Here is a 22,241-nt window from a genome sequence, read left to right as displayed (position 1 = left end):
CTGCGCATCCGCACCGCGGTCGTGTCGTCACGGTGGGTAGGCACGAAAGCCCGGCCGAGCGCTGTGCTCGGCCGGGCCTTCGGGCGGAACGAATCAGCCGAAGAAGACTTCCGCCTCCTGGTAGCGATCCAGCGGAACCGTCTTCAGCTTGGCGGTGGCTTCGGACAGCTTCACGCGGACGATGTCGGTGCCACGCAGGGCGACCATGGTGCCCCAGTCGCCCTCGGCGACCGCGTCCACCGCGTGCAGCCCGAAGCGGGTGGCCAGCACCCGGTCGTAGGCGGTCGGGGTGCCCCCGCGCTGGGTGTGGCCCAGCACCACCGCACGCGACTCCTTGCCGGTGCGGTCGGCGATCTCCTCGGCCAGCCACTGGCCGACGCCGCCCAGCCGGACGTGCCCGAACGCGTCCCGCTCGCCCGAATGCAGCACTTCCTTGCCGCCTTCCGGCACGGCGCCTTCGGCCACCACGATGATCGGCGCGTACTCCGCCTCGAACCGGCGCAGCACCCATTCGACGACCTTGTCGACGCTGAACGGACGCTCCGGCACCAGGATCACGTTCGCGCCACCCGCCAGCCCGGAGTGCAACGCGATCCACCCGGCGTGCCTGCCCATCACCTCGACCACCAGCGCCCGGTGATGCGACTCCGCGGTGGTGCGCAGCCGGTCGATGGCCTCGGTCGCGATGTGCACCGCGGTGTCGAAGCCGAACGTGTAGTCGGTGGCGTCCAGGTCGTTGTCGATCGTCTTGGGCACGCCGACGACGTTGATCCCGTCGTCGACCAGGCGCTTGGCCACGCCGAGGGTGTCCTCGCCACCGATCGCGACCAGCGCGTCCACACCTTGCTCGGACAGCGTGGCGCGAATCTTGTCGACGCTGTCGTCCTTGTACGGGTTGGTTCGCGACGACCCGAGGATGGTGCCGCCGCGGGCGAGGATGTCCTCCACGTCGTTCAGTCCCAGCGGCCGGCTGTCGCCGGTGACCGGACCCGCCCAGCCGTTACGGAACCCGACGACGTCCCACCCGTGCTTCTCGATCCCCTTGCGGACCACAGCGCGAATCACCGCGTTCAAACCCGGGCAGTCACCGCCGCCGGTCAGCACACCAACACGCATCTGTCCTCCGAAAATCCGCCGCGACCGCGGCCGTGACATCCATCACTGCATCGTTGCAGCCGCCAGCGTACCGAGACCGAGCTGAACCGATTCACTGACCCGCCGCAGCAGAATCGGGCGGACTTGGTGTGAGGGACGATCGGGCAGCTCCGACGACTCAGCCGCCTGCCCGCGACCCGATCAGCAGATGCCCAGTCCGCGACGGCTGCGGACTTCCTCCATTCGCTTCCAGCGTGCCAGATTGTGGCGCGCATCGGCGAGTGCGTCGTGCGCGTTCTCCGGCGGCGCGGGCAGATCCGGCTTGCCCAGGTCCTCCCAGCGTTGCCGCAAGTCCCTGGTGAACCGCGGCAGCACCCTGGGCAGCTGCGGCATGGCGCCCCACAACTGGGCGAGCGCGACATGGTCGTACGCGGCGTACCAGGCCCACAGCTGCACGCCGTCGCGCGGCGTGCCGATGAACGCCAGCAGATCCGCCTTGATCTGCTCGCGGCTGCGCCACGCCTCGTGGTTCGGCGGCGGCAGCTTGGGCAGCACGTTCTCGCGCACCCACGGGCCCGCGCGGGTCGGGTCGAACTGGGTGGAGACCGCGTAGAACTCGCGGCCACGCTCGTCCACCACACCGATGGAGACGAGGTCGATGGTGACCCCGTCCTCGATGAACTCGGTGTCGTAGAAGAACCGCATGACAGCACTCACCCAGGTCGATCGGCGGCACGGACCGGACGTAGCAACATACCCCGCCGCCCCGCGCCGAAACGCTCAGCCTTGCCGCACCGGCTCGCTCTGCTCGCGCTGCCGGCTCTCGGCCGCACGTGGCGCGCCCGCGCTCGAGCCCACTCCGGAGGACTGGGTGAGCCCTTTGACGGTCGCAGCATAGACGTCCACATACTCCTGACCGGACAGCTCCATCAAGGCGTACATCAACTCGTCGGTCATGGACCGCTCGATGAACGGGTCACCGGCCAGACCGTAGTAGCGCGAGAAGTCCAGCGGCTTGCCGATGCGGATCTCGATGCGCCGCGGCCACCACATGCGCGAACCGATCGGGTTGACCTTCTCCGTGCCGATCATCGCGACCGGGATGATCGGCACCTTGGCCTCCAGCGCCATGCGCGCCACCCCGGTCTTGCCCTTGTACAGCCGCCCGTCCGGCGAGCGGGTGCCCTCCGGGTAGACGCCGAGCAGCTTGCCTTCGCGCAGCAACCGCACGCCGGTGTCCAGCGCCGCACGGCTGGCCGACCCGCCGGAGCGGTCGACCGGGTGCTGCCCGGTGGACAGCATGAACCAGCGCTTGAACCGGCCCTTGAGGCCCTTCTCGGTGAAGTACTCCTTCTTGGCCAGGAAGTAGACGCGCCTGCGGATGCGCGCGGGCAAGAAGAACGAGTCGACGACGGCCAAGTGGTTGCTGGCGAGTATCGCTCCGCCTGCTTCCGGGATGTTCTCGCGGCCGATCACCTTGGTCGGCCAGAACGTCCAGAGAATCGGACCGAGCAACACATACTTCAGCAGCCAGTAGAACACCGCCCACCCGCCTTCCGAATGTCGCCGGCGATCAACGTAGAGGACGATAACGCGCGGTGCGCGGCAGGTGACAGACTCAGACCTGCCGACGAAGCCACCGCACCGTCAATCATGGTCCCATCACCCGCGTGGCCGTGCGACGATGGTGGGGTGAGCAAGACGGGGAACAGCCCGGACGGCCAGGACGACGTCGACGCCATCTTCGACGAACTCGTGGCCGAGTTGCGCGCGGAGGGATTCGGCACCCAGGAGACCGCCGAGTCGCCCCGCCCGCGCGAGCGCGAGCAGGACGAGCCCGCCGCCCGGCCGTCGTCCGAGTGGCGCACCAGCGCCGTCGGCTGGGACGAGGCCATGCTGTCCGACCAGGCCGACGACGATGACGCCGACGAGCACTTCGTCCCCCCTGAGCCGCCCCCGCTTCCCCGGCCCACGCGGGCGATGGTGATCATCGCGTTGTTCTTCGCCATCGGCCTGGTGCTGCTGATCGCCCCAGGGGTGATCGGGATGGGGCCGGTACTGGCCACGCCGCTGGGCATCCTGGCGCTGGCCGTCGGCCTCGGCCTGGCACTGCTGCGCGCCCGTGACGACAATCGCCCGCCGGGTTCCGATCCATCCACCGGTGCGCAGGTGTAGGAGTCATGCGGATCGAATTCGCCCCGTCCCGCCGATCCACCGTGGGAGCCGAGTGGGAGCTGGCCCTGGTGGAGCGGCGTACCGGAGAACTCGCCTCGGTCGCCGAACAGATCCTCACCGAGGTCGCCGAACCGGGCGCTGAGGAGCACCCCAAGATCAAGCAGGAGCTGCTGCTCAACACGGTCGAGATCATCACCGGCGTGTGCGACACGGTCGGCGAAGTGGCCGACGACCTGGCCGAGTCGCTCGATCTGGTCCGCAAGGTCACCGATCCGCTCGGCGTCGAGGTGTTCTGCGCGGGCACGCACCCGTTCGCCACCTGGTACCAGCAGAAGGTCACCAACAAGGAGCGCTACGCCAAGCTGATCGAGCGCACCCAGTGGTGGGGCAGGCAGATGCTGATCTACGGCGTGCACGTGCACGTCGGGATCGAGCACCGGGAGAAAGCACTGCCGATCCTGGACGGGCTGCTCAACTACGCCCCGCACCTGCAGGCGCTGTCGGCGTCCTCGCCGTGGTGGGGCGGCGAGGAAACCGGATACGCCTCCAACCGGGCGTTGATGTTCCAGCAGCTGCCGACCGCCGGCCTGCCGTTCCAGTTCGACAAGTGGTCGGAGTTCGAGTCCTACGTCGACGACATGTTCGTCACCGGCGTGATCGACGACCTGACCGAGATCCGCTGGGACATCCGGCCGTCACCGCGCTTGGGCACCGTCGAGCAGCGCGTCTGCGACGGCGTTCCCACGCTGGAGGAGGTCACCGCCATCGCCGCGCTGACCCAGTGCCTGGTCGAGGACCTGAGCACCCGGCTGGACAACGGCGAGGAGATCCCCACGATGCCGCCGTGGCACGTGCAGGAGAACAAGTGGCGCGCCGCGCGCTACGGAATGGACGCGATCGTCATCCTCAACGCTGCGGGCGACGAGCAGCTGGTCACCGAATCGATCGTGGACCTGCTCAATCGGCTCGAACCGACCGCGCGGCGGCTGGGCTGCCAGAACGAACTCGCCGGCATCGAGACGATCCTGACCTACGGCGCGAGCTATCAACGGCAGCGCGCCGTGGCACGGGAACACAACGGCAGCCTGAAGGCGGTCGTGGCGTCGCTGATCGCGGAGATGCGGGAAGGCATCGCCAAGGACGAGGGCGTCAGCCGTCGATGACCCGGTGGTCGCCTGCCTCGATGGCCTTCGGGTTGCGGCGGAAGCGGCTGACCTTCTCGGCTTTCCGCGGTGGACGGTCGTTGGCGACGAGCACGGCCACCCAGGGCAGCGGCACGGACAACAGGATGAGCGCCAGCGCCAGCCACCACGTGTGATAGAAGACTCCGGCCAGGATGAGGCACGGGAAACGGCACGACATCATGATGATGTACTTGCGCTTCCGGTCGGCGAACTCCTCGTCGAGGGATCGGGCGGCTGCGGTGATCAACACCGGACGTTCTGTGGGGTCGGTGTTGCTCACGGCAAACCACCTCCTCGTGCCATCGTCCCACCGATGGGTGTGGACGTCACCCTTACCGGGCAACTCGATGCGAACCAAGCCCACACGATCCTGCACCCGGGTCTTACCCCTGCCGCGCTCGGGGTAACCGCCGCGACACCACCCGCACGAGCAACCGGCCCGGCGAGGGCGCCATGGCACGATGAGGCTCGTGGAGCCCACCCACCAACCCCCTTCCTTCTCCCCTGCCGATTGCGACCGCCTGCGCGAGGTGTTCCAACGCTGCGGTTTCGACACCGACGGTGTCCTGGCGGCCCTGGGCGGGCAGGCGCACGCCGCGCTGAGCCGGGACGAGCCGGAGCCCGCGCGTCGAGCCAGCCGCGACGCGGGGGACCTCGGCACGCTGATCCGCCTCTTCCTGCTCGGCGACACCGAACCGGTGACCGAGGTCGAGCGGGTGTTCGCGCCTCTCGGTGTCGACCGGGCCGTGGAGTTGGAGGTTCTCGAGCGCTCCGGCAACGGGCTGCGGGCCGGGCTCGACATCCGGCCCCACGGGGACGACGAGCACTCGTGGTGGGTGATCTCCGACGTCGATCAGGTGCAGCGCGGCCGCAACCGCAGCACGCGAGTGGACCACGTGGTCGGCGTCGGCCAGGCGTCGCTGAGCCTGGTGCGGGCGACCAGTCGTCGGCCCGTCGGCAGCGTGCTGGACGTGGGAGCAGGCAACGGCGTGCAGACGCTGTATGCCAGCACGCACGCCGAACGGCTCACGGCCACTGATGTGTCGCCACGGGCCGTCGCACTCGCCGAAGCCACGTTCCGGCTGAACCAGCTCGAGGTCGAGGTCCTGCGGGGGGCGTGGTTCGAGCCGGTCAGCGGGCGGGAGTTCGACCAGATCGTGTGCAACCCGCCGTTCGTGGTCGGCCCGCCGACGGTCGACTACACCTATCGCGACTCCGGGCTGGGCGGTGACGCGGCCAGTGAGCTGGTGGTCCGGTCGCTGCCGCGGCACCTCTCCCCCGGCGGGACCGGCCATCTGCTGGCTTCCTGGCTGCACCGTGAGGGCGAGGACTGGGCCGAGCGTGTCTCGTCCTGGCTGCCAGGCGGGGTCGACGCCTGGTTCGTGCAGCGTGACGTGGCCGATCCCGCGCTGTATGTCGGCACGTGGCTGCGCGACGCCGGGATCGATCCGCGGTCACCGGAAGGCAGCCGAAAGGCGTCGGCCTGGCTGGACTTCTTCGAGTCCCAGCGCGTCGAGGGCGTCGGGTTCGGTTTCGTGACCCTGCGGCGGACCGACGGCGAGGCGACCGTCGTCTGCGAGGACCTGCGGCAGGCCTACGACGACCCGCTCGGCCCCGAGGCGGCCGCATGGCTGGACCGCGTGCAGTGGCTGCGCGACCACCCCGATCTGTTGACCGAACGGCTCCGCGTGGCGGACTCGGTGGTGCTGGAGACGATTTCCCAGCCCGGCGACGAGGGGTGGTCGGAGCAGATCCGGCGCCTGCATCGTATGGACGGCCCGGGTTGGCAGCACGACATCGACGAGCTGGCGGCCGCCCTGATCGCCGGCTGCCGCGGCCTGCTCCCCCTCGGCGACCTCGTCGCGTTGCTGGCGCACGCGTTCGACGAGCAACCCCAGCAGCTGGCCACGGGCGTCCGGACGATGGCACGACAACTGGTCCTGCACGGCATGCTCGAGCCGGCTACGGAGGATGCGGCATGAGGGCGGTGGCTGCCCGGGTCACGGAAGCCAGCGTGACGGTGGACGGCGAGGTCGTCGGGGAGATCCGCGAGCCGGGACTGCTGGTCCTGCTCGGGGTGCACACCGACGACACCGAGGAGAACGCGGCGCGGATGGCGCGCAAGTTGCACGAGTTGCGCGTGTTGCGGGACGAGCAGTCGTGTGCGACGGCGGGCGCTCCCCTGCTGGTCGTGAGCCAATTCACGCTGTACGGCGACACCCGCAAAGGACGCCGTCCGTCATGGGTCGCGGCCGCCCGGCCGGAACACGCCGAGCACCTCGTCGGCGTGGTGGTGGACCAACTGCGGCACCGCGGCGCGACCGTGGAGACCGGCCGGTTCGGCGCGATGATGCAGGTCAGCAGCGTCAACGACGGGCCGTTCACGGTGCTGGTCGAGACGTGACCACACGCCACTGCCATCGGTGAAGTTTGCTCGAACGTGCGTGCGGCAAACCACAGCCCACGCACGCAGAAACCGTTTGCCTCGGGAACTATTTCGGCGGGCGCCGACGTTGAGATGAGTGTCCGGCTACCGCCGGCAGATTTTCTCCCGCGGGCACGGACCGCGGGGACGTGAGCCAGCCAAGGGGAGGCAGTGATGTCCGCACCGACACTCGAGCGCCGGAGCAACGCACACTCGGACTCCGACGCCCAGATCGCCATGCTTCCCACCCAGGACGCGCGCGGGCAGGAGCCCGACCTGGACGCCCAGGGCCCGTCGGCCGACCTGGTGCGTGTCTACCTCAACGGTATCGGAAAAACGGCGTTGCTGACCGCCGCCGACGAGGTCGAGCTGGCCAAGCGGATCGAAGCAGGCGTGTTCGCCCAGCATGTGCTGGACACCGAGGAGGACCTGAGCGCCGAGCGCCGCGCGGAGCTGCGGGCGCTGGTGCGGGACGGTCAGCGGGCCAAGAACCACCTGCTGGAGGCCAATCTGCGCCTCGTCGTCTCGCTGGCCAAGCGCTACACCGGCCGCGGCATGCCGCTGCTGGACCTGATCCAGGAGGGCAACCTCGGCCTGATTCGCGCGGTGGAGAAGTTCGACTACACCAAGGGGTTCAAGTTCTCCACCTACGCGACGTGGTGGATTCGTCAGGCGATCACCCGTGGTATGGCCGATCAGGGCCGCACCATCCGTCTGCCCGTCCACTTGGTGGAGCAGGTGAACAAGCTGTCGCGGATCAAGCGTGATCTGCACCAGAAGCTGGGCCGCGAGGCCACGCACGAGGAGCTGGCCGCCGAATCCGGCATCCCGGCGGAGAAGGTCGCCAAGCTGCTCGACCACGCGCGTGACCCGGTCAGCCTGGACATGCCGGTCGGCTCCGAGGAGGACGCCCCGCTGGGCGACTTCATCGAGGACTCGGAGGCCACCGACGCCGAGTCGGCGGTGATCTCCGGCATCCTCCAGGACGACCTGCGTCGCGTGCTGGCCACGCTGGACGAGCGTGAGCAGAACGTGATCCGCCTGCGCTACGGCATCGACGACGGCCAGCCGCGCACGCTGGACCAGATCGGCAAGCACTTCGGCCTGTCCAGGGAGCGGGTGCGGCAGATCGAGCGCGAAGTCATGTCGAAGCTGCGGCAGGGCGAGCGGGCCGAGCGGCTGCGCGCTTACGCCAGCTGAGAATCACACAGGGTGAAGCTGAGAAGATCCCGAGAACTCGAACGGCGGCGTTGACTCCGCCGGGGCGCTCGCGGCAGGCTCGTCATCGCAAGCAACCTCCCGCCGGGACGTGACGTCCTTGGAGATGGAGGTTGTCGGCGGCGACTCATGAGCCTCGCGTCCGGCGCATGAGCCGGTTCGCGTTCTCCGGAAGGTCGGGTCCGGTCGGGGTGGGCCCGGCCTTCCGACTTTTCACGTTAAGGTCGGCGTGTGACTGCTTCTCCCACCGCATTCGAGTACACCGATGTCCTGCCGCTCGGCGAGGACACCACCGAGTACCGCCTGGTCAGTGCCGAGGGTGTTCGCACCGTGCAGGCCGCCGGCCGTACGTTCCTCGAGGTCGAGCCGCAGGCGCTGACGACGCTGGCGAAGACGGCGATCACCGACATCCAGCATTTGCTGCGCACGTCGCACCTGTCGCAGTTGCGTGCGATCGTGGACGACCCGGAGGCCAGCGGTAACGACCGGTTCGTGGCGATGGATCTGCTGCGGAACGCGGCGATCTCCGCGGGCGGGGTGCTCCCGATGTGCCAGGACACCGGCACGGCGATCGTCATCGGCAAGCGCACCGAGTCCGTGCTGACCGGCGGGGACGACGAGCGGGCGTTGACCAGAGGCATCTTCGAGGCCTACCAGGAGCTGAACCTGCGCTACTCGCAGATGGCTCCGGTGACGTTCTGGGACGAGCGGAACACCGGCACCAACCTGCCTGCGCAGATCGAGCTCTACCACAAGCCGGGCGCCGAGCCGAAATACGAATTCCTGTTCATGGCCAAGGGTGGCGGCAGCGCCAACAAGACGTTCCTCTACCAGGAGACGAAGGCGCTGCTGAACCCGAAGCGGCTGGCGTCGTTCCTGGACGCCAAGCTGCGGTCGCTGGGCACCGCCGCCTGCCCGCCGTACCACCTGGCGATCGTGGTCGGCGGCATGTCGGCCGAGTACAACCTCAAGGTCGCCAAGCTCGCCAGCGCCCGCTACCTGGACGACCTGCCGCGCGAAGGGTCCCCGCTGGGCCACGGTTTCCGGGACGTCGACCTGGAGCAGCAGGTGCTGGAGATGACCCGGCAGTTCGGCATCGGCGCGCAGTTCGGCGGGAAGTACTTCTGCCACGACGTGCGGGTCATCCGGTTGCCGCGGCACGGCGCGTCCTGCCCGGTCGGCATCGCGGTGTCGTGCTCGGCGGACCGGCAGGCCAAGGCCAAGATCACGCCGGACGGGTTGTTCATCGAGCAACTGGAACGCGACCCGGCGCGGTTCCTGCCGGACGTCACCGAGGACGAGCTGTCCGACGAGGTGGTCCGGATCGACCTGACGCAGCCGATGGACACCATCCGCGAGACGCTGTCGGCCCTGCCGGTGAAGACCCGGCTGTCGTTGACCGGTCCGCTGGTGGTCGCACGGGACATCGCGCACGCGAAGATCGCCGAGCGGCTGGAAGCCGGCGAGCCGATGCCGCAGTACATGCGGGACCATCCGGTGTACTACGCGGGCCCGGCCAAGACGCCCGACGGCTACCCGTCGGGCTCGTTCGGCCCGACCACGGCGGGACGGATGGACTCCTACGTCGAACAGTTCCAGGCCGCGGGTGGCTCGCTGGTGATGCTGGCCAAGGGCAACCGCTCCAAGCAGGTGGTGCAGGCCTGCCAGAAGTACGGCGGGTTCTATCTGGGCTCGATCGGTGGCCCGGCCGCCCGGCTGGCGCAGGACTGCATCAAGAAGGTCGAGGTGCTCGAGTACCCCGAGCTCGGCATGGAAGCGGTCTGGAAGATCGAGGTCGAGGACTTCCCGGCGTTCATCGTGGTCGACGACAAAGGAAACGACTTCTTCGCCGACACGTCGGAGCCGGTGCTGCAGATCTCGTTCCGGACCTGACGGCGCAGGCTCGCCCGAGCCCGGGCTTTCGCTCCCGACGGAGCGGATCGAGCTCGACAGGGACCGGGCCGCGTGCTGGCGAGAGGCGTCGGCCGCGTGCTGGCGAGAGGCATCGGCCGCAAACCGATGGGGCATCGGCCATGTACCGGCTGGATGCGGGCCGCGTGCCGGTTGGATGCGGGCCGCGGCCTGATCGGGGCATGTGCCGCGTACCGGTGAGGGCATGTGCCGCATTCACCGCGGCGCGGGCTCCAGGCTGGCGGGCCTCGAGCCCGTCGGCGCCTGTCGGCAAGCGACCCAGGCTCCCCCGCGGTGTGCGCGGGGCCGACCGCTCGTGAACGCCACGCTGCCCGCCCGGCACATGGCCGGGCGGGCAGCGTACTGGCGCGAGGTCCGCGCTCCGGTTACAGCGCGACGATGTGCTGGCCGAGCCACGCCAGCGGATCGATCTTCTGCGAACCGTTCTGCCACACCTCGAAGTGCAGGTGCGGGCCGGTCGACTGGCCGTTGTTGCCGATCTCGGCGATCTGCTCACCGGCCTCGACACGCTGGCCGGCCTGCACCGAGTACTCGAACATGTGGCCGTAGACGGTGATCGTGCCGTCGTCGTGCTTGATGCGCACCCAGTTGCCGAACCCGCTGGCCGGGCCTGCCTCGACCACGGTGCCGTCGGCGACCGAGTAGATCGGCGTGCCGAGCGAGTTGGCGATGTCGATGCCGCCGTGCTGCTCGCCGCCACGCGCACCGAACTGCGACGTCAGCCGACCCTCGGTGGGCTTGACGAATTCGGCGGACGTGGCAGCCTGGCGAGCCTCGGCCCGCTTCTGCCGAGCGCGCTCCTCGGCGCGCTCCTTGGCGCGCTTCTTGGCCAGAGCGGCCTCACGGGCCTCTTCCCGCGCCTTCTCCTTGGCGCGTTCCTTGGCCTCCTTGCGCTTCTTGACCCACTCCAGGTGTGCCTGCTGGGCCTCGAAATGTTTCCGTAGTTGCTCTTCGCGCTTGATCGCGGCCGAGGTGTCCGGTTGTGGGGTGGCGCGAGACTGCAGTGCTACCGAATCGGCCGGCTCCGCGCTGATTGCTTGCTGGGCGAGGGGGGCTAGTGCGCACGCGGCAATGACCGCGGCGACAACGCGCCTTCGTCGCATGGGGGATGTGCCTTCCTGTACGTCTCGGGGAAGGCCCGACCACACCGGGCGGGGGATCCCGGCGAGCGCAAGGGACGCGCTCATGTCGTGACCGAACCGTGACGTTCCAGGCGACCGTAACCAGGCGCGACAGACGCCAGCAAACACGCATCGTGGTCGCATTCACACGAACGTGTGGCGTCGAAGATCACCGCAGAATTGGCGCCGCTGCCCTGCTCCTTCGGTTGATTCCCAGCTCAGAAAGCGATTCCGGCCTGATCAACGGCATCGACAACCGCTGATCGTTCTCAATCGATCCGGTAGCTCACGGTGACGGACACCACCGGCTCGCTGTGATGCGGGTCGCGGGTAGTGTCCGCCGGCCGGCGGGTATCCCTACTTCTTCTGCTTCTCGACGGTCAGCACGACGGTGCGATCGGCCAGCGGCTTGTCCAGCTCGACGGTCAGGACCGGGTAGCGGATGTCCATCGTGCACATCCTCGGCTGCTTGGGCTGGGTGATCACGACCGTCACTTCCACCTGCGACGCGCTCTGCTTACCCAGCTCGGCGGTCGCCTTGTCGCACCCGGACTCCTGTGCGGTCACCGCCAGCGTGGTGCCCTTCACCAGAACCTTCGTGGGGTGCCCCTGCGGCAGGTTCTTGGCCTCGACCTGCTTGTCCGGCACCGGCTCCGCGCCCTTCGGCGGCTGGCCGACGTTCGGCCGGTCCTGGCCATCCGCTCCCGGCTTCTGGTCGGGCTGGTTCGCCGACTGGTCGTTCGGCTTGCCGCTCGGTGGCTCGGCAGGCGCCGACGTGCCATTCTCCGCCCCGTCGCCCGCGGCGGGCTGCGCGGAGTCGCCGCCACCACATCCGGCCAGCACCATGGCGAGCACGGCCGATCCAGCAATTGCGTTCAACCACTTCGTGTGCCTCATGTCACCTGGACGGAACGAGTGCACCACGGGGTTGCATGGCCGTTTTCCCACGCGGCTACCTCACCTGCTCGGCGATCGACGGCAAGCGTCGCGGGCCGGTGTCCGGTCGCGCAGGTGGGTCACCGATACGCAGTTTGGCCGCGACCACGACGACGCCGTCGGAGGTGGCGATGACCGGGTCCAGGCTCAATTCGCGCACCTCGGGGATGTCCTCGGCCAGCGCACCGACCCGGAGAGCCAGATCCGCCAGGGCCCCGAAGTCGGCGGGGTCGTCACCGGTGTAACCGGACAGCAGGGCCGCCGATCGCGGCTCTCGCACCAGGTCTGCCGCGTCGGTGTCGCTCAACGGAACGGCTCGGTAGGAACGGTCACCGATCAAGTCGCCCAGCATCCCGGACAACCCGAACGTGACCAGCGAACCGAACGACGGATCGTCCTGCAGCCCGATCGCGCACGAACTCCCCCGCGGCGCCATTTCCTGCACCACCACGCCGGCCTCGCCGGAGATCTCCAGCAGGTCCGCGTACGCGGCCCGGACCTGGCGCTCGTCGATCAGGTTCAGGCGCGCCCCGGACAGGTCGGGACGGCGGCTGAGGCGCTCGTCGACCGATTTCACCGCCACCGGGTAGCCGAGACGCTCGGCGGCCTGGGCCGCTTCGTCGGCCGAGTCGGCGCGCTCGAACGGCAGGATCTCGATGCCGTAGCAGGCCAGCAGCTGGAGGCACTGGTCGTCGCTGAGCCAACCCTCGCGGCCGGACTCGGCCTGCACCTCGCGGACGATCTGCTGGGCGCGCTCCGGGTGCAAGCCGTCGGGCCGCACGAACGTCCCGGCCGGACGCTGGCGCCACGCGGCGTAGCGCGTCACCCGGGCCAACGCCGTGACCGCGCGTTCCGGGCTCGGGTACGACGGGATCGATCCGCGCGTCGGCGTACCGTCCTCCGACCGGACGGCCAAGGACTCGGGCACACCTTCCACCGCAAGGAATGTCGAGACAACCGGTTTCGTCTGGTCCTCGCCCTCCCCCACGACTTGGCGCACCGCTTCCGCGTACGGCGCAGCGTCCTGCGCCACCGGCGGCGCCCACAAGACCACCAGCGCGTCCACATCCGGGTTGCTGACCGCCTCGCGGACGGCGGCGCCGAACTCGTCCGGTCCTGCCTGCGGTCCGACATCCACCGGGTCGAACGCCACCGTCAGGCCGAGGGCCATGGCGGTGTCCGCAGCCAGCTGCCCGACCGCGGTGGAGTTGCCGACGATCGCCACGCTGGGCCCCTTCGGCAGCGGCTGGTGGGCCAACAGCAGGGCAACGTCGAACAGCTGAGCCAGCGAGTCGACCCGGATGACACCCGACTGCTCGAACAGGGCTTGCACGGCCGCATCGTCGACCTGCGCTGATGCCGCGGCCAGCTCGCGGCTGACGGCGTGCCGCCCGGCGCGGACCACCACGACCGGTTTGCTGCGCGCCAGGCGTCGCGCCAACCGAGCGAACTTGCGCGGGTTACCGAACGATTCCAGGTAGAGCAACACGGTGTCGGTCGCCGGGTCGGTCTCCCAGTACTGGAGCAGGTCGTTGACCGAGACGTCAGCGCGGTTCCCGGCGGACACGAACGTGGACAGGCCGAGGCCGCGCTTGGCGGTGTCGGCCAGGATGGCCACGCCGAGTGCGCCCGATTGGCAGAAGAAGCCGGTGCGTCCGCGGCCAGGCAGCCACGGCGCCAGCGTGCCGTTGAGCCGAACGGACGGGTCGGTGTTGACGACGCCGAGCGCGCTGGGCCCGACCACGCGCATGCCGTGCGCACGGGCCTCCCCGACCAGTTGCAGCTCGGCGTGCAAACCGTGTGGGCCGGCTTCGGCGAAACCCGCCGACACGATCACCAGCGCCTTGACGCCCTTCTCCAGCGCGCCGTCCAGGACGTCGAACACCTTCTCCGCCGGGACGGCGACGATCGCCAGGTCCACTTCGTCGGGGATGTCCACCACGCTCGGGTATGCCTTGACTCCGCGTACCGACTCGCGTGCGTCGTTGACCGGGTAGACGGTTCCGGCGAAGTCCGCGCTGACCAGGTTCGACAGCACGACGTAGCCGATCTTGCCGGGATCGGCCGAAGCGCCGATGACCGCGACCGAACGCGGGTGGAGCAGGTTGTAGACGCTGCGGGCTTCCGCGGCCTGTTCCCTGGCCCGCGCCACCGCCAGCGACTCCTCGGTCGGGTCGATGTCGAATTCGAGATGCAGCGTGCCGTGGTCGAATTCCTTGGTGACGTGGTAGCCGGCGTCGGTGAACACCCGGGTCATCACGCGGTTCTCGCTGAGCACCTCGGCCTCGAACCGTTCCACGCCGCACTCGGCCGCGGCGGCCGCGAGGTGTTCCAGCAGGATCGAGCCGAGCCCGCGACCCTGGTGGGCGTCGTCGACGACGAAGGCGACCTCGGCGCTGGGTGCGTTGTCACCGATGCGCTCGTAGCGCCCGACGCCGACCACGTCGTCGCCGAGCACGGCGACCAGGGCGACCCGGTTGTAGTGGTCGACGACGGTGAACCGCTCGAGGTCCTTCGGAGGGATGCGGGGGTAGGCGCCGAAATAGCGCAGGTATCGCGTTTGCTCGGACAGGCGGCCGTGCAGCGCGACGATGGCGTCGGCGTCCGACGGCACGATCGGCCGGAGGTGTACCGTTCCGCCGTCGCTGAGGACGACGTCGGCTTCCCAGCCGCGTGGGTAGTCGTAGGGGTCGCGAGGACCCGGGCGTTCGGCTTGGGTCGCGCGCGGGGGATTACGGCGCTGGGCTGAAGCGCCCTCCTGGGGGTTCTCGTCTGCCGAGGTGTCGGTGCCACCGGCGGCTGCACCCGACTCGGCGCCCCGTCCGTCGCGTTCGGCTGTTCCGCTGCCGGCAGGTTCGGATACCCCGCTGCCAGCGGGGTCGGATGCTCCACTGTCGGCGGGTTCGGATACGCCTCTGCCGACAGGTTCGGATGCTTCGCTGCCAGCAGATTCGGAGACCCCGCTGGCGGCACGGTCGGATGCTCCGCTTTCCGCGGCGTCGGGTGCCGCAGTCCCCGCGCCGCTGTCAGCGCTCTCGGCCCCGCGCCGCTGGATCGCCTCCTGTGCGTCACCATCAGCGCGCCCGTCACCCTCGTCAGCGCTCTCCGCGGCGGCCGAAGTCTCGGTACCGGTTTCCTCTTCCGTGCCGATCGGGGTGTCGGCACCGGCGTCCTCGGGCTCTTTCGGTGTCTCGGTCATCCGCTCAATCCCTCGGGTCGTCGGGGTCGAGGCCGTGGAGTGGGAACACCGCCCTGCGCGCCTGAATGATCGCCGCGTCGACCTGACGGTCGGCGTCACCACCCCACCGCTCGAACGAGGTGTCGGCCCCGTCGGACATCGAACTGGGCAAAGGTGTGTGCGGAGCTATCTTCCGCGCCGTTCGCATCCAACCCTGAGGGAGCGGGGTGTCGGGCGCGAGGTCGCGGTCCAATGCCGTGGCGAGCAAGTGCGTCCAGGACCGCGGCACGACACGGACCAGCTGGTAGCCGCCACCGCCGAGCGCCAGCCAGTGGCCGTCGGCGTACTCCTCGGCGAGCTCGCGCACCCTGCGATAGATCTGCCGGTGTCCGTCCACGGTCAGTGCCAACTCGGCGAGCGGGTCGTCGACGTGCGAGTCAACCCCGCACTGGCTGACGATCAACTGCGGGCGGAACTCGGCCAGCAACGCGGGCACGATCGCCTCGAATGCGCGGAGCCAGTCGCCGTCACGGGTCATCGGCATCAGCGGCACGTTGACCGCGTAGCCCTCCCCCTCGCCTTCACCGAGCTCGGAGGAGTATCCGGTGCCGGGCCACAGGGTCAGCGGGTGCTGATGCATGGACACGGTCAACACCCGCGGGTCGCCGTAGAAGGCAGCTTGCACCCCGTCGCCGTGGTGCACGTCGGTGTCGATGTAGGCGATCCGGTCGAACCCGTTGTCCAGCAGCCACGAGATCGCCACCACGCAGTCGTTGTAGATGCAGAATCCCGCGGCGTTGCCTGCCATCGCATGGTGCAGGCCGCCTGCGATGTTGACCGCGCGCTTGCTCCGGCCTTCCGCGATCTGCCGGGCCGCCAGCAACGAGGAGCCCACGACCAGGGCGGACGACTGGTGCATGTTGTCGAACACCGGGTTGTCCTCGGTGCCCAGGCCACGAGCCGGATTGGGGCCGTCGTCCGGCGCCGCCTTCACCGCCTCCAGGTAGTCGGGTTTGTGCGCGCGCTCGATCTCGCTGTCCGATGCTTGCTCCGGGACGAGCAGCGGCACCCCGTCGAGTACGCCGAGCTCGGCGGCCAGCCGGATGGTGAGATCGAGCCGAATGGGATGCAGCGGATGCTCGCCACCCAAGTCGTATTCGAGCAACTCCGACGTCCACACGACCGAGGCCGGTACCAAATCAGGGCGGGGGGCTTCGCTGGCCGACATACCGGCGATTATTCCCGGCATGCCCCCATCTGTCGCGCTGCGAACTGCGCCCGGCCTCTCTCATCCGGTCGCGAACGAGCGCGGCCTGTCCACCAGTTCCGGGTTCGCTCCCCTGCCGAGGTCCGTCGGTTCGGCCGATCTCCCGTGCCGAGGTCCGTCGGTTCGGCCGATCTCCCGTGCCGAGGTCCGTCGGTTCGGCCGGTCTCCCCTGCCGAGGTCCCCGCCGCCGGTCAGCCCGGCTGCTCGCCCGTGGCCACCGGACGTTGCGGGTCGCGGCACCAGTGCGACCAGGAGCCGGCGTACAAGGCGGCGGGCTCGTCCCGGCCGACGACCTCGAGCGCCAGGACGATCGAGCTCGCAGTGACCCCGGACCCGCAATAGGCCCCGACGGGAGTGGCCGCGGTGACGCCGAGCTCGGTGAAGTGCGCGGCCAGCTCTTCCGGCGTGCGCCAGCGGCCATCGGACCCGACGTGCGCGCTGAACGGTGCATTGATCGCCCCCGGGATGTGACCTGCCCGCGGATCGACCGGTTCGGTCTCACCGGTGTAGCGCGGGTGAGCGCGAGCGTCGAGCAAGACACCTTCGCGAGCGAGCTTTCCGGCGTCGTCGGCATCGAGGACCGGCATCTGCCCCGGTCGCACGACGAAGTCCCCTGGCTCCGGCTGCGGCACCGTGGACTCCACCGGCAGCCCGGCGGCCTCCCATGCGGCGAACCCGCCGTCGAGCACGCGGACCGCAGTGTGGCCGGCCCACCGCAGCAGCCACCACGCGCGAGCTGCGACCGAGCCGTCCGCATCGTCGTACGCCACGACGGGGCGAGACGCCCGGACACCGGCAGCGCGAAGCTTGCCCTGCAGCGCGTCCGGCTCAGGCAACGGGTGCCTGCCGCCGTCGCCCGGTTCACCGGCCAGATCCCCGTCGATGTCGAGGAAAACGGCACCGGGAATGTGGCCCTCGGCGTAGGACTCCGAACCCGGCGGCCCGGTCAGCCGCCACCGCACGTCGAGCACGACAGGGGGCTCGGGACTGTTCAGCTGCTCGGCCAACTCCTCGGGGCTGATCAAAGGCTGCATAGCGTCATCGTGCCCTAGTCGCGTCAACAGACATGCGGACCCATCGAGAACGTCAGGTTCTCGTGCGGAGCGTGGGGTCGAGGGCACCGGAGCGCTCAAGGGTGTTGGCACGCGCTAGTACTGAGGGCGCCCGAGTACTCAGGGGTTGTCCGCGCCGCCCGAACGGGCCGCGACCCCACCCCCGTCGTCGGTTCACGCTCCACGGCCCATACCGGAATCAAGCAGGTGAGCGGCGCCCCCACCCCTCGCCGGCCCGGGAAGCGGCTGCGAGACACTGTCATTACCGGCGACTACCATGGGGTTCTGAGGGAAAGGCGGCCAGGTGAACGAGCTGATCGACACCACTGAGATGTACTTGCGCACCATCTTCGAGCTCGAAGAAGAAGGTGTCGTTCCCTTGCGTGCCCGCATCGCCGAGCGGCTGCAGCAAAGCGGACCGACCGTGAGCCAGACGGTTGCGCGGATGGAGCGGGACAACCTCGTTGTCGTCGCCGGTGACCGACACTTGGAGCTCACCGAACACGGCAGAGAACTGGCGATCGCCGTGATGCGCAAGCACCGGCTGGCCGAACGCCTCCTGGTCGACGTCATCGGGCTGGAGTGGGAGCACGTACACGCCGAGGCCTGCCGCTGGGAACACGTGATGAGCGAGGCCGTCGAGCGCAAACTGGTCAAGCTGCTGAACTACCCCACCACCTCGCCGTACGGCAACCCGATCCCCGGTCTGGACAAGCTGGGGGTCGGCGGGGAGCCTGCTCCGCCTGCCGAGCCCGACTTGGTGCGGCTGGACGAAGTAGCGCGCAGTGGTGGCGGGACGGTGCAGATCCGCCGGATCGCCGAGCATGTGCAGATCAACGAGTCGCTGATGGCGGATCTGCGCAAGATCGGCCTGGTGCCCGGTGGCACCGTCGCGGTCAGCCAGTACACCGACGGCAAGAAGGCCGCGATCAGCGGTGAAGGCGCCGAGTTGACGCTTGAGCCCACCGTGCTGCACTCCGTGCTCGCCACGGTCACCGCGAACTGAGCCGAATGGACCCTGCGGGCCAGGCAGCAGCGGCATTCCGGGCAACGCACGGCAAGGAGCCAGACGGCGTCTGGTCCGCACCCGGACGCGTGAACCTGATCGGTGAGCACACCGATTACAACGACGGGCTGGTTCTCCCATTCGCACTGCCCCAGCGAGTAGCGGTCGCGGCATCCCGCCGAGCTGATGACGTCCTGACCTTCGGCACGGTGCGGGACGGCCAGGCCGTGAACAGCACCGCTGAACGCCGCGTGGCAGACCTGCAGCCGAAAACCGTCGACGACTGGTCGGCCTACCCCGCAGGTGTTGCCTGGGCCCTGCGGGAAAGGGGCATCGACGTTCCCGGCGCCGACCTGATCTTCACGTCGAACGTTCCCACCGGCGCGGGGTTGTCGTCGTCTGCTGCAATCGAATGCGCGACCGCGATCGCCCTGCTGGGCCTCGCAGGCACGGACCTGCCCCTTCCCGAGGTCGCCCGCGTCGCCCAGCAAGCCGAGAACGACTTCGTCGGCATGCCGTGCGGCATCCTCGACCAAACGGCCTCCCTGCGCTGCACAGCCGGCCACGCGCTCTTCCTCGACGTCTGCAGTAGTGAAGCGGACCACGTGCCGTTCGATGCCATGGCGAACGGCCTCGAGGTTCTCGTCATCGACACCAGGGTCAGCCATGCATTGGCCGAGTCGGAGTACGCCGACCGCCGGTTCGGCTGTGAGCGCGCGGCCAAGGCCCTGGGCGTCGAATCGCTGCGGGACGTGTCACCCGCGGACCTTGCCCAGGCCGAGGAGGAATTGCCTGCGGAGCTGGCCCCCTTGGTACGCCACGTCGTCACCGAGAACGAGCGCGTCCTGGCCACCGTCCGACACCTGCGGGCCGGCGAACTCCGCTCGATCGGCACGTTCCTGAACGCTTCCCACGAAAGCTTGCGCGACGACTATCGCGTGTCGTGCGCCGAGCTCGACCTCGCGGTGGAAGCCGCGCGGCAGGCGGGAGCCATCGGCGCACGGATGACCGGCGGAGGCTTCGGCGGCTCCGCGATCGCGCTGGCCGAGGCCGACGCCCGGGAGGCTGTCGCGCACGCGGCGCGTGCCGCGTTCCGTGAGCGGAACCTCCGCGAACCTCGAATTTTCTCCGCGGTACCGTCGGCCGGCGCGGGACGAGATCGCTGACCCCGGAAGGCAAGGTATGTCGTCGTCAACCTCCGACTCGAAGTTGAACGTGGTCGTCACCGGCGGAGCCGGTTACGTCGGAAGCGTGTGCGCTGCTCGACTGCTGGAGTCGGGCCACCAGGTGACCGTCGTCGACGACCTGTCCACCGGGCACCGCGACGCAGTCCCGTCCGGCGCGACATTCGTCGAAGGTGACGTGGCCGAGGTAGCGGACAGCCTCTTGGCGGATGGCTACGACGGCGTGCTGCACTTCGCAGGCAAGTCGCTGGTCGGCGAGTCGATGCAGGTGCCGGACAAGTACTGGCACGGTAACGTCGTCACCACGCTGCGGCTGCTCGACGCGATGCGCAGGCATCGCACGCCACGGCTGGTCTTCTCCTCCACGGCGGCGACCTACGGCGAGCCCGCAACGATCCCCATCACCGAGGCGGCGGCGACCAACCCGACCAACACCTACGGCGCGACCAAGCTGGCGGTCGACCACCTGATCAGCAGCTATGCCACCGCGCACGGCCTGGCGGCGGTCAGCCTGCGCTACTTCAACGTCGCGGGTGCCTACGGGCAGTTCGGCGAGCGACACACGTCGGAGACCCACCTGATCCCGATCGTGCTGCAGGTCGCCGCAGGCCAGCGTGACCAGGTGCAGATTTTCGGCGGTGACTACCCGACCCCGGACGGCACGGCGATCAGGGACTACATCCACGTGGTCGACCTCGCCGATGCACACGAGGCCGCCCTGCTGCGGGCGACCGCCGGCCAGCACCGGATCTACAACCTCGGTAACGGCACCGGATTCTCGGTCAAGCAGGTGATCGAGACATGCCGCGCCGTCACGGGTCACGAGATTCCTGCTGTCGTCGCATCGCGGCGGGCAGGCGACCCCGCTGTCCTCGTCTCCTCCAGCGAGCGGGCGCAAGCCGAGCTCGGGTGGACCCCGCGCCTGGCCGACCTGGCGAACATCGTCTCCGATGCCTGGAAGTTCACCCAGGAGCACACCGCTCGCTGACCACGCCAGGCCCGGCAGCCCCGTGAGGACCCCGGCGATGACAGGCCGCCGAGGACGCTGGGACCGGCCTCGCCGGCCGTCGATGCGTGAACAACGACAGACGGTGTGTGCCCGAAGGTAGGCGCCGCACCTGTCCCGCGCAGAAACCCCTTAAGCACGCCTCACATCCGGCATTCCCCCTTTCCGAGGTCGCGAACGTCACCGGCCTCCACGCAGCCGATCATGCGGCGGCCGCCCGGGCTCGATCGCTCAGGCCGACCTCGTCGTGCTCAGCCAACGCGCGTAGTTCCCGCGGATGGAAGCCGTGCTGCAGGGCCCGATCCAGCAGCCCGGCCAGCACGTGGCTCGGATTTGCCTGTAAAGCGACGTCGAGCGCGATTCGCGCCAACGTCCCATCCCCTGCCTGATAGGCGGCGAACGCAGCCAGGCACGCCGCCTCGGCACGCTCCGGGTCCGGCAGTGCACGCGCCAGGCATTGCCATAAGCGGGCGGCCTGGTGAGCCAGCGGTGTGTTCGGCGGCGATGCGGTCGCCAAACAGGCGTCGCGGATCTTGCCGTCCGACAATGCGATCCCCAGCTCGGCGATCTGCTCGTCGGAGAGTGAGAACTCCTTTTCCGCGCTTTTTCGCAGCGCATCGGCGATGGCTTCGGCGCCCTTTTCCGGCGTCCATTCCTTGAGGGTGTCGATGCGCTGGTCGATGAGCTTCGAGCGTCTTTCCACGGCTGCCTCGGCATCCGGCTCGAACAACGCTTCCATTTCCGCGCGACTGCTGAATGTCACATGCCCGAGGCCGGCAAGCTCCGCGCTCAGCACGCTGTCCGCCGGATCCGGGAGCGATCCGCCGACCTTCGGGTCGTCATAGCTCTGCCACCGCCTGTCTGCGGCGAGCTCGGCGACCCAGAACGCTCCTGGCTGAGCCACACCTGCAGCACGGAGGCTCCGCCGAACCGCTTCCGCCACGTCACGCCGCGGTGGCGACCCGTCCGCCGCGGCTGGACCTCCCCCGACAACGACGAGGTCGACGAACGTGGGCTGCGCGTCGACGACCGTCGCCGCCAGTTGTTCTGCCACCGCGGCGACGTGCGACGGTGGCGGAATGTCGCTGCGAACACATTGCGTGACATGTTTGCCGGAAGGCCCCACGGCTATCAGAACTATCGACTCCTCGGGCACATAGCCGAGCAACCCAGGAACCGCGGCGAGCAATTCGGCTGGGCCACGCAAGCTGACGACCGGCTTCGTCCTCCGGGCTTTGTTGCTTTCCATGCCTTCAAGCCTGCACGGAAATGCGGGGCGAAAGAATCGGCCGTCGGGAAATCTGTGGATAGCTACCCCTGCTGTGGACAACTCCGTTCAGTACTGCAGGCAGGCCGGAACCGGGGTGGGAGCTGGAAGCCCAGCGACTCCTCACATGCGGCGAAGCGGGGCTCAGGACGTATGCCCGCGGCGACTCAAGACATCACCAGCTGGGTGCGACTC

At 69.1% G+C, this 22,241-nt stretch carries 19 protein-coding genes; 9 read left to right on the top strand and 10 right to left on the bottom strand.

Annotated features, from left to right (window positions below; translation table 11 throughout):
- Positions 1-93 precede the first annotated feature (93 nt).
- The 3 genes from YWM_RS0100385 to YWM_RS21495 all read right to left on the bottom strand — a co-directional run bounded on the left by YWM_RS0100385 (position 94) and on the right by YWM_RS21495 (position 2,637).
- Complete coding sequence (locus YWM_RS0100385; protein WP_028849042.1) at positions 94-1,116, bottom strand: 6-phosphofructokinase; 1,023 nt, start codon at positions 1,114-1,116, stop codon at positions 94-96.
- Positions 1,117-1,296: 180 nt separating this feature from the next.
- Positions 1,297-1,800: a polyadenylate-specific 3'-exoribonuclease AS gene (locus YWM_RS0100380; protein ID WP_028849041.1), complete on the bottom strand. Its 504-nt coding sequence runs from the start codon at positions 1,798-1,800 to the stop codon at positions 1,297-1,299.
- 75 nt (positions 1,801-1,875) lie between these two features.
- On the bottom strand, positions 1,876-2,637 hold the full coding sequence (locus YWM_RS21495; RefSeq protein ID WP_084612102.1) for a lysophospholipid acyltransferase family protein: 762 nt from the start codon (positions 2,635-2,637) through the stop codon (positions 1,876-1,878).
- A 150-nt stretch (positions 2,638-2,787) separates the two neighbouring features.
- On the opposite strand from YWM_RS21495, the gene YWM_RS0100370 reads away from it, so the two are divergent.
- Both YWM_RS0100370 and YWM_RS0100365 read left to right on the top strand, forming a co-directional pair.
- Positions 2,788-3,270, top strand: a complete 483-nt coding sequence (locus tag YWM_RS0100370; RefSeq protein WP_028849040.1) for a hypothetical protein — start codon at positions 2,788-2,790, stop codon at positions 3,268-3,270.
- A gap of 5 nt (positions 3,271-3,275) precedes the next feature.
- Positions 3,276-4,433: a glutamate--cysteine ligase gene (locus YWM_RS0100365; RefSeq protein ID WP_028849039.1), complete on the top strand. Its 1,158-nt coding sequence runs from the start codon at positions 3,276-3,278 to the stop codon at positions 4,431-4,433.
- On the opposite strand, the gene YWM_RS0100360 is transcribed toward YWM_RS0100365, so the two are convergent.
- Positions 4,420-4,734 (bottom strand): DUF3099 domain-containing protein, encoded by a 315-nt coding sequence (locus tag YWM_RS0100360; RefSeq protein WP_028849038.1) that lies wholly within the window; start codon positions 4,732-4,734, stop codon positions 4,420-4,422. The two genes, YWM_RS0100365 and YWM_RS0100360, sit on opposite strands and share 14 nt — an antisense overlap.
- Before the next feature lie 190 nt (positions 4,735-4,924).
- Between YWM_RS0100360 and YWM_RS0100355 the strand changes: the two genes are divergently transcribed.
- The 4 genes from YWM_RS0100355 to YWM_RS0100340 all read left to right on the top strand — a co-directional run bounded on the left by YWM_RS0100355 (position 4,925) and on the right by YWM_RS0100340 (position 9,990).
- The gene (locus YWM_RS0100355; protein ID WP_245565866.1) at positions 4,925-6,436 is read left to right on the top strand and encodes a DUF7782 domain-containing protein; all 1,512 of its coding nucleotides are present in this window, start codon (positions 4,925-4,927) and stop codon (positions 6,434-6,436) included.
- On the top strand, positions 6,433-6,858 hold the full coding sequence (gene dtd / locus YWM_RS0100350; RefSeq protein WP_028849036.1) for a D-aminoacyl-tRNA deacylase: 426 nt from the start codon (positions 6,433-6,435) through the stop codon (positions 6,856-6,858). The genes YWM_RS0100355 and dtd overlap by 4 nt, the downstream gene beginning before the upstream one ends.
- 258 nt (positions 6,859-7,116) lie before the next feature.
- Positions 7,117-8,079, top strand: coding sequence for a sigma-70 family RNA polymerase sigma factor (locus YWM_RS0100345; RefSeq protein ID WP_156914602.1), 963 nt, complete (start codon positions 7,117-7,119; stop codon positions 8,077-8,079).
- Between the two features lie 249 nt (positions 8,080-8,328).
- A complete protein-coding gene (locus tag YWM_RS0100340; RefSeq protein ID WP_028849034.1) occupies positions 8,329-9,990 on the top strand; it encodes a fumarate hydratase in 1,662 nt (553 codons plus the stop codon).
- Positions 9,991-10,394: 404 nt separating this feature from the next.
- Here YWM_RS0100340 and YWM_RS21490 read toward each other — a convergent pair whose 3' ends face one another.
- The 5 genes from YWM_RS21490 to YWM_RS0100315 form a co-directional block, all read right to left on the bottom strand.
- Positions 10,395-11,132, bottom strand: coding sequence for a M23 family metallopeptidase (locus YWM_RS21490; RefSeq protein WP_052344405.1), 738 nt, complete (start codon positions 11,130-11,132; stop codon positions 10,395-10,397).
- Positions 11,133-11,507: 375 nt separating this feature from the next.
- The gene (locus YWM_RS24995) at positions 11,508-12,047 is read right to left on the bottom strand and encodes a hypothetical protein (protein ID WP_156914567.1); all 540 of its coding nucleotides are present in this window, start codon (positions 12,045-12,047) and stop codon (positions 11,508-11,510) included.
- Positions 12,048-12,102: 55 nt separating this feature from the next.
- Positions 12,103-15,285: a bifunctional GNAT family N-acetyltransferase/acetate--CoA ligase family protein gene (locus YWM_RS0100325; protein WP_084612101.1), complete on the bottom strand. Its 3,183-nt coding sequence runs from the start codon at positions 15,283-15,285 to the stop codon at positions 12,103-12,105.
- 4 nt (positions 15,286-15,289) lie between these two features.
- Positions 15,290-16,492, bottom strand: a complete 1,203-nt coding sequence (locus tag YWM_RS0100320; RefSeq protein ID WP_052344403.1) for an acetoin utilization protein AcuC — start codon at positions 16,490-16,492, stop codon at positions 15,290-15,292.
- 230 nt (positions 16,493-16,722) lie between these two features.
- Positions 16,723-17,565, bottom strand: a complete 843-nt coding sequence (locus YWM_RS0100315; protein WP_028849031.1) for a sulfurtransferase — start codon at positions 17,563-17,565, stop codon at positions 16,723-16,725.
- A gap of 322 nt (positions 17,566-17,887) precedes the next feature.
- Here YWM_RS0100315 and YWM_RS0100310 point away from each other — a divergent pair, with 322 nt between their 5' ends.
- From YWM_RS0100310 to galE, 3 genes are read left to right on the top strand one after another with little or no spacing between them, the layout of a single operon-like run.
- A complete protein-coding gene (locus YWM_RS0100310) occupies positions 17,888-18,589 on the top strand; it encodes an iron-dependent transcriptional repressor DtxR (RefSeq protein ID WP_028849030.1) in 702 nt (233 codons plus the stop codon).
- 5 nt (positions 18,590-18,594) lie between these two features.
- Complete coding sequence (galK, locus tag YWM_RS0100305; RefSeq protein WP_028849029.1) at positions 18,595-19,755, top strand: galactokinase; 1,161 nt, start codon at positions 18,595-18,597, stop codon at positions 19,753-19,755.
- A gap of 16 nt (positions 19,756-19,771) precedes the next feature.
- Positions 19,772-20,761, top strand: coding sequence for a UDP-glucose 4-epimerase GalE (gene galE / locus YWM_RS0100300; RefSeq protein ID WP_043659009.1), 990 nt, complete (start codon positions 19,772-19,774; stop codon positions 20,759-20,761).
- A gap of 220 nt (positions 20,762-20,981) precedes the next feature.
- On the opposite strand, the gene YWM_RS21480 is transcribed toward galE, so the two are convergent.
- A complete protein-coding gene (locus tag YWM_RS21480; RefSeq protein WP_084612100.1) occupies positions 20,982-22,028 on the bottom strand; it encodes a DUF4192 domain-containing protein in 1,047 nt (348 codons plus the stop codon).
- Between the last annotated feature and the right edge of the window lie 213 nt (positions 22,029-22,241).

The organism is Thermocrispum municipale DSM 44069 (assembly GCF_000427825.1).
GTDB classification, from domain to species: Bacteria; Actinomycetota; Actinomycetes; order Mycobacteriales; family Pseudonocardiaceae; genus Thermocrispum; species Thermocrispum municipale.
Note: the sequence above shows the minus strand (reverse complement) of the source record. Positions and strands in the feature narration are given on the sequence as shown.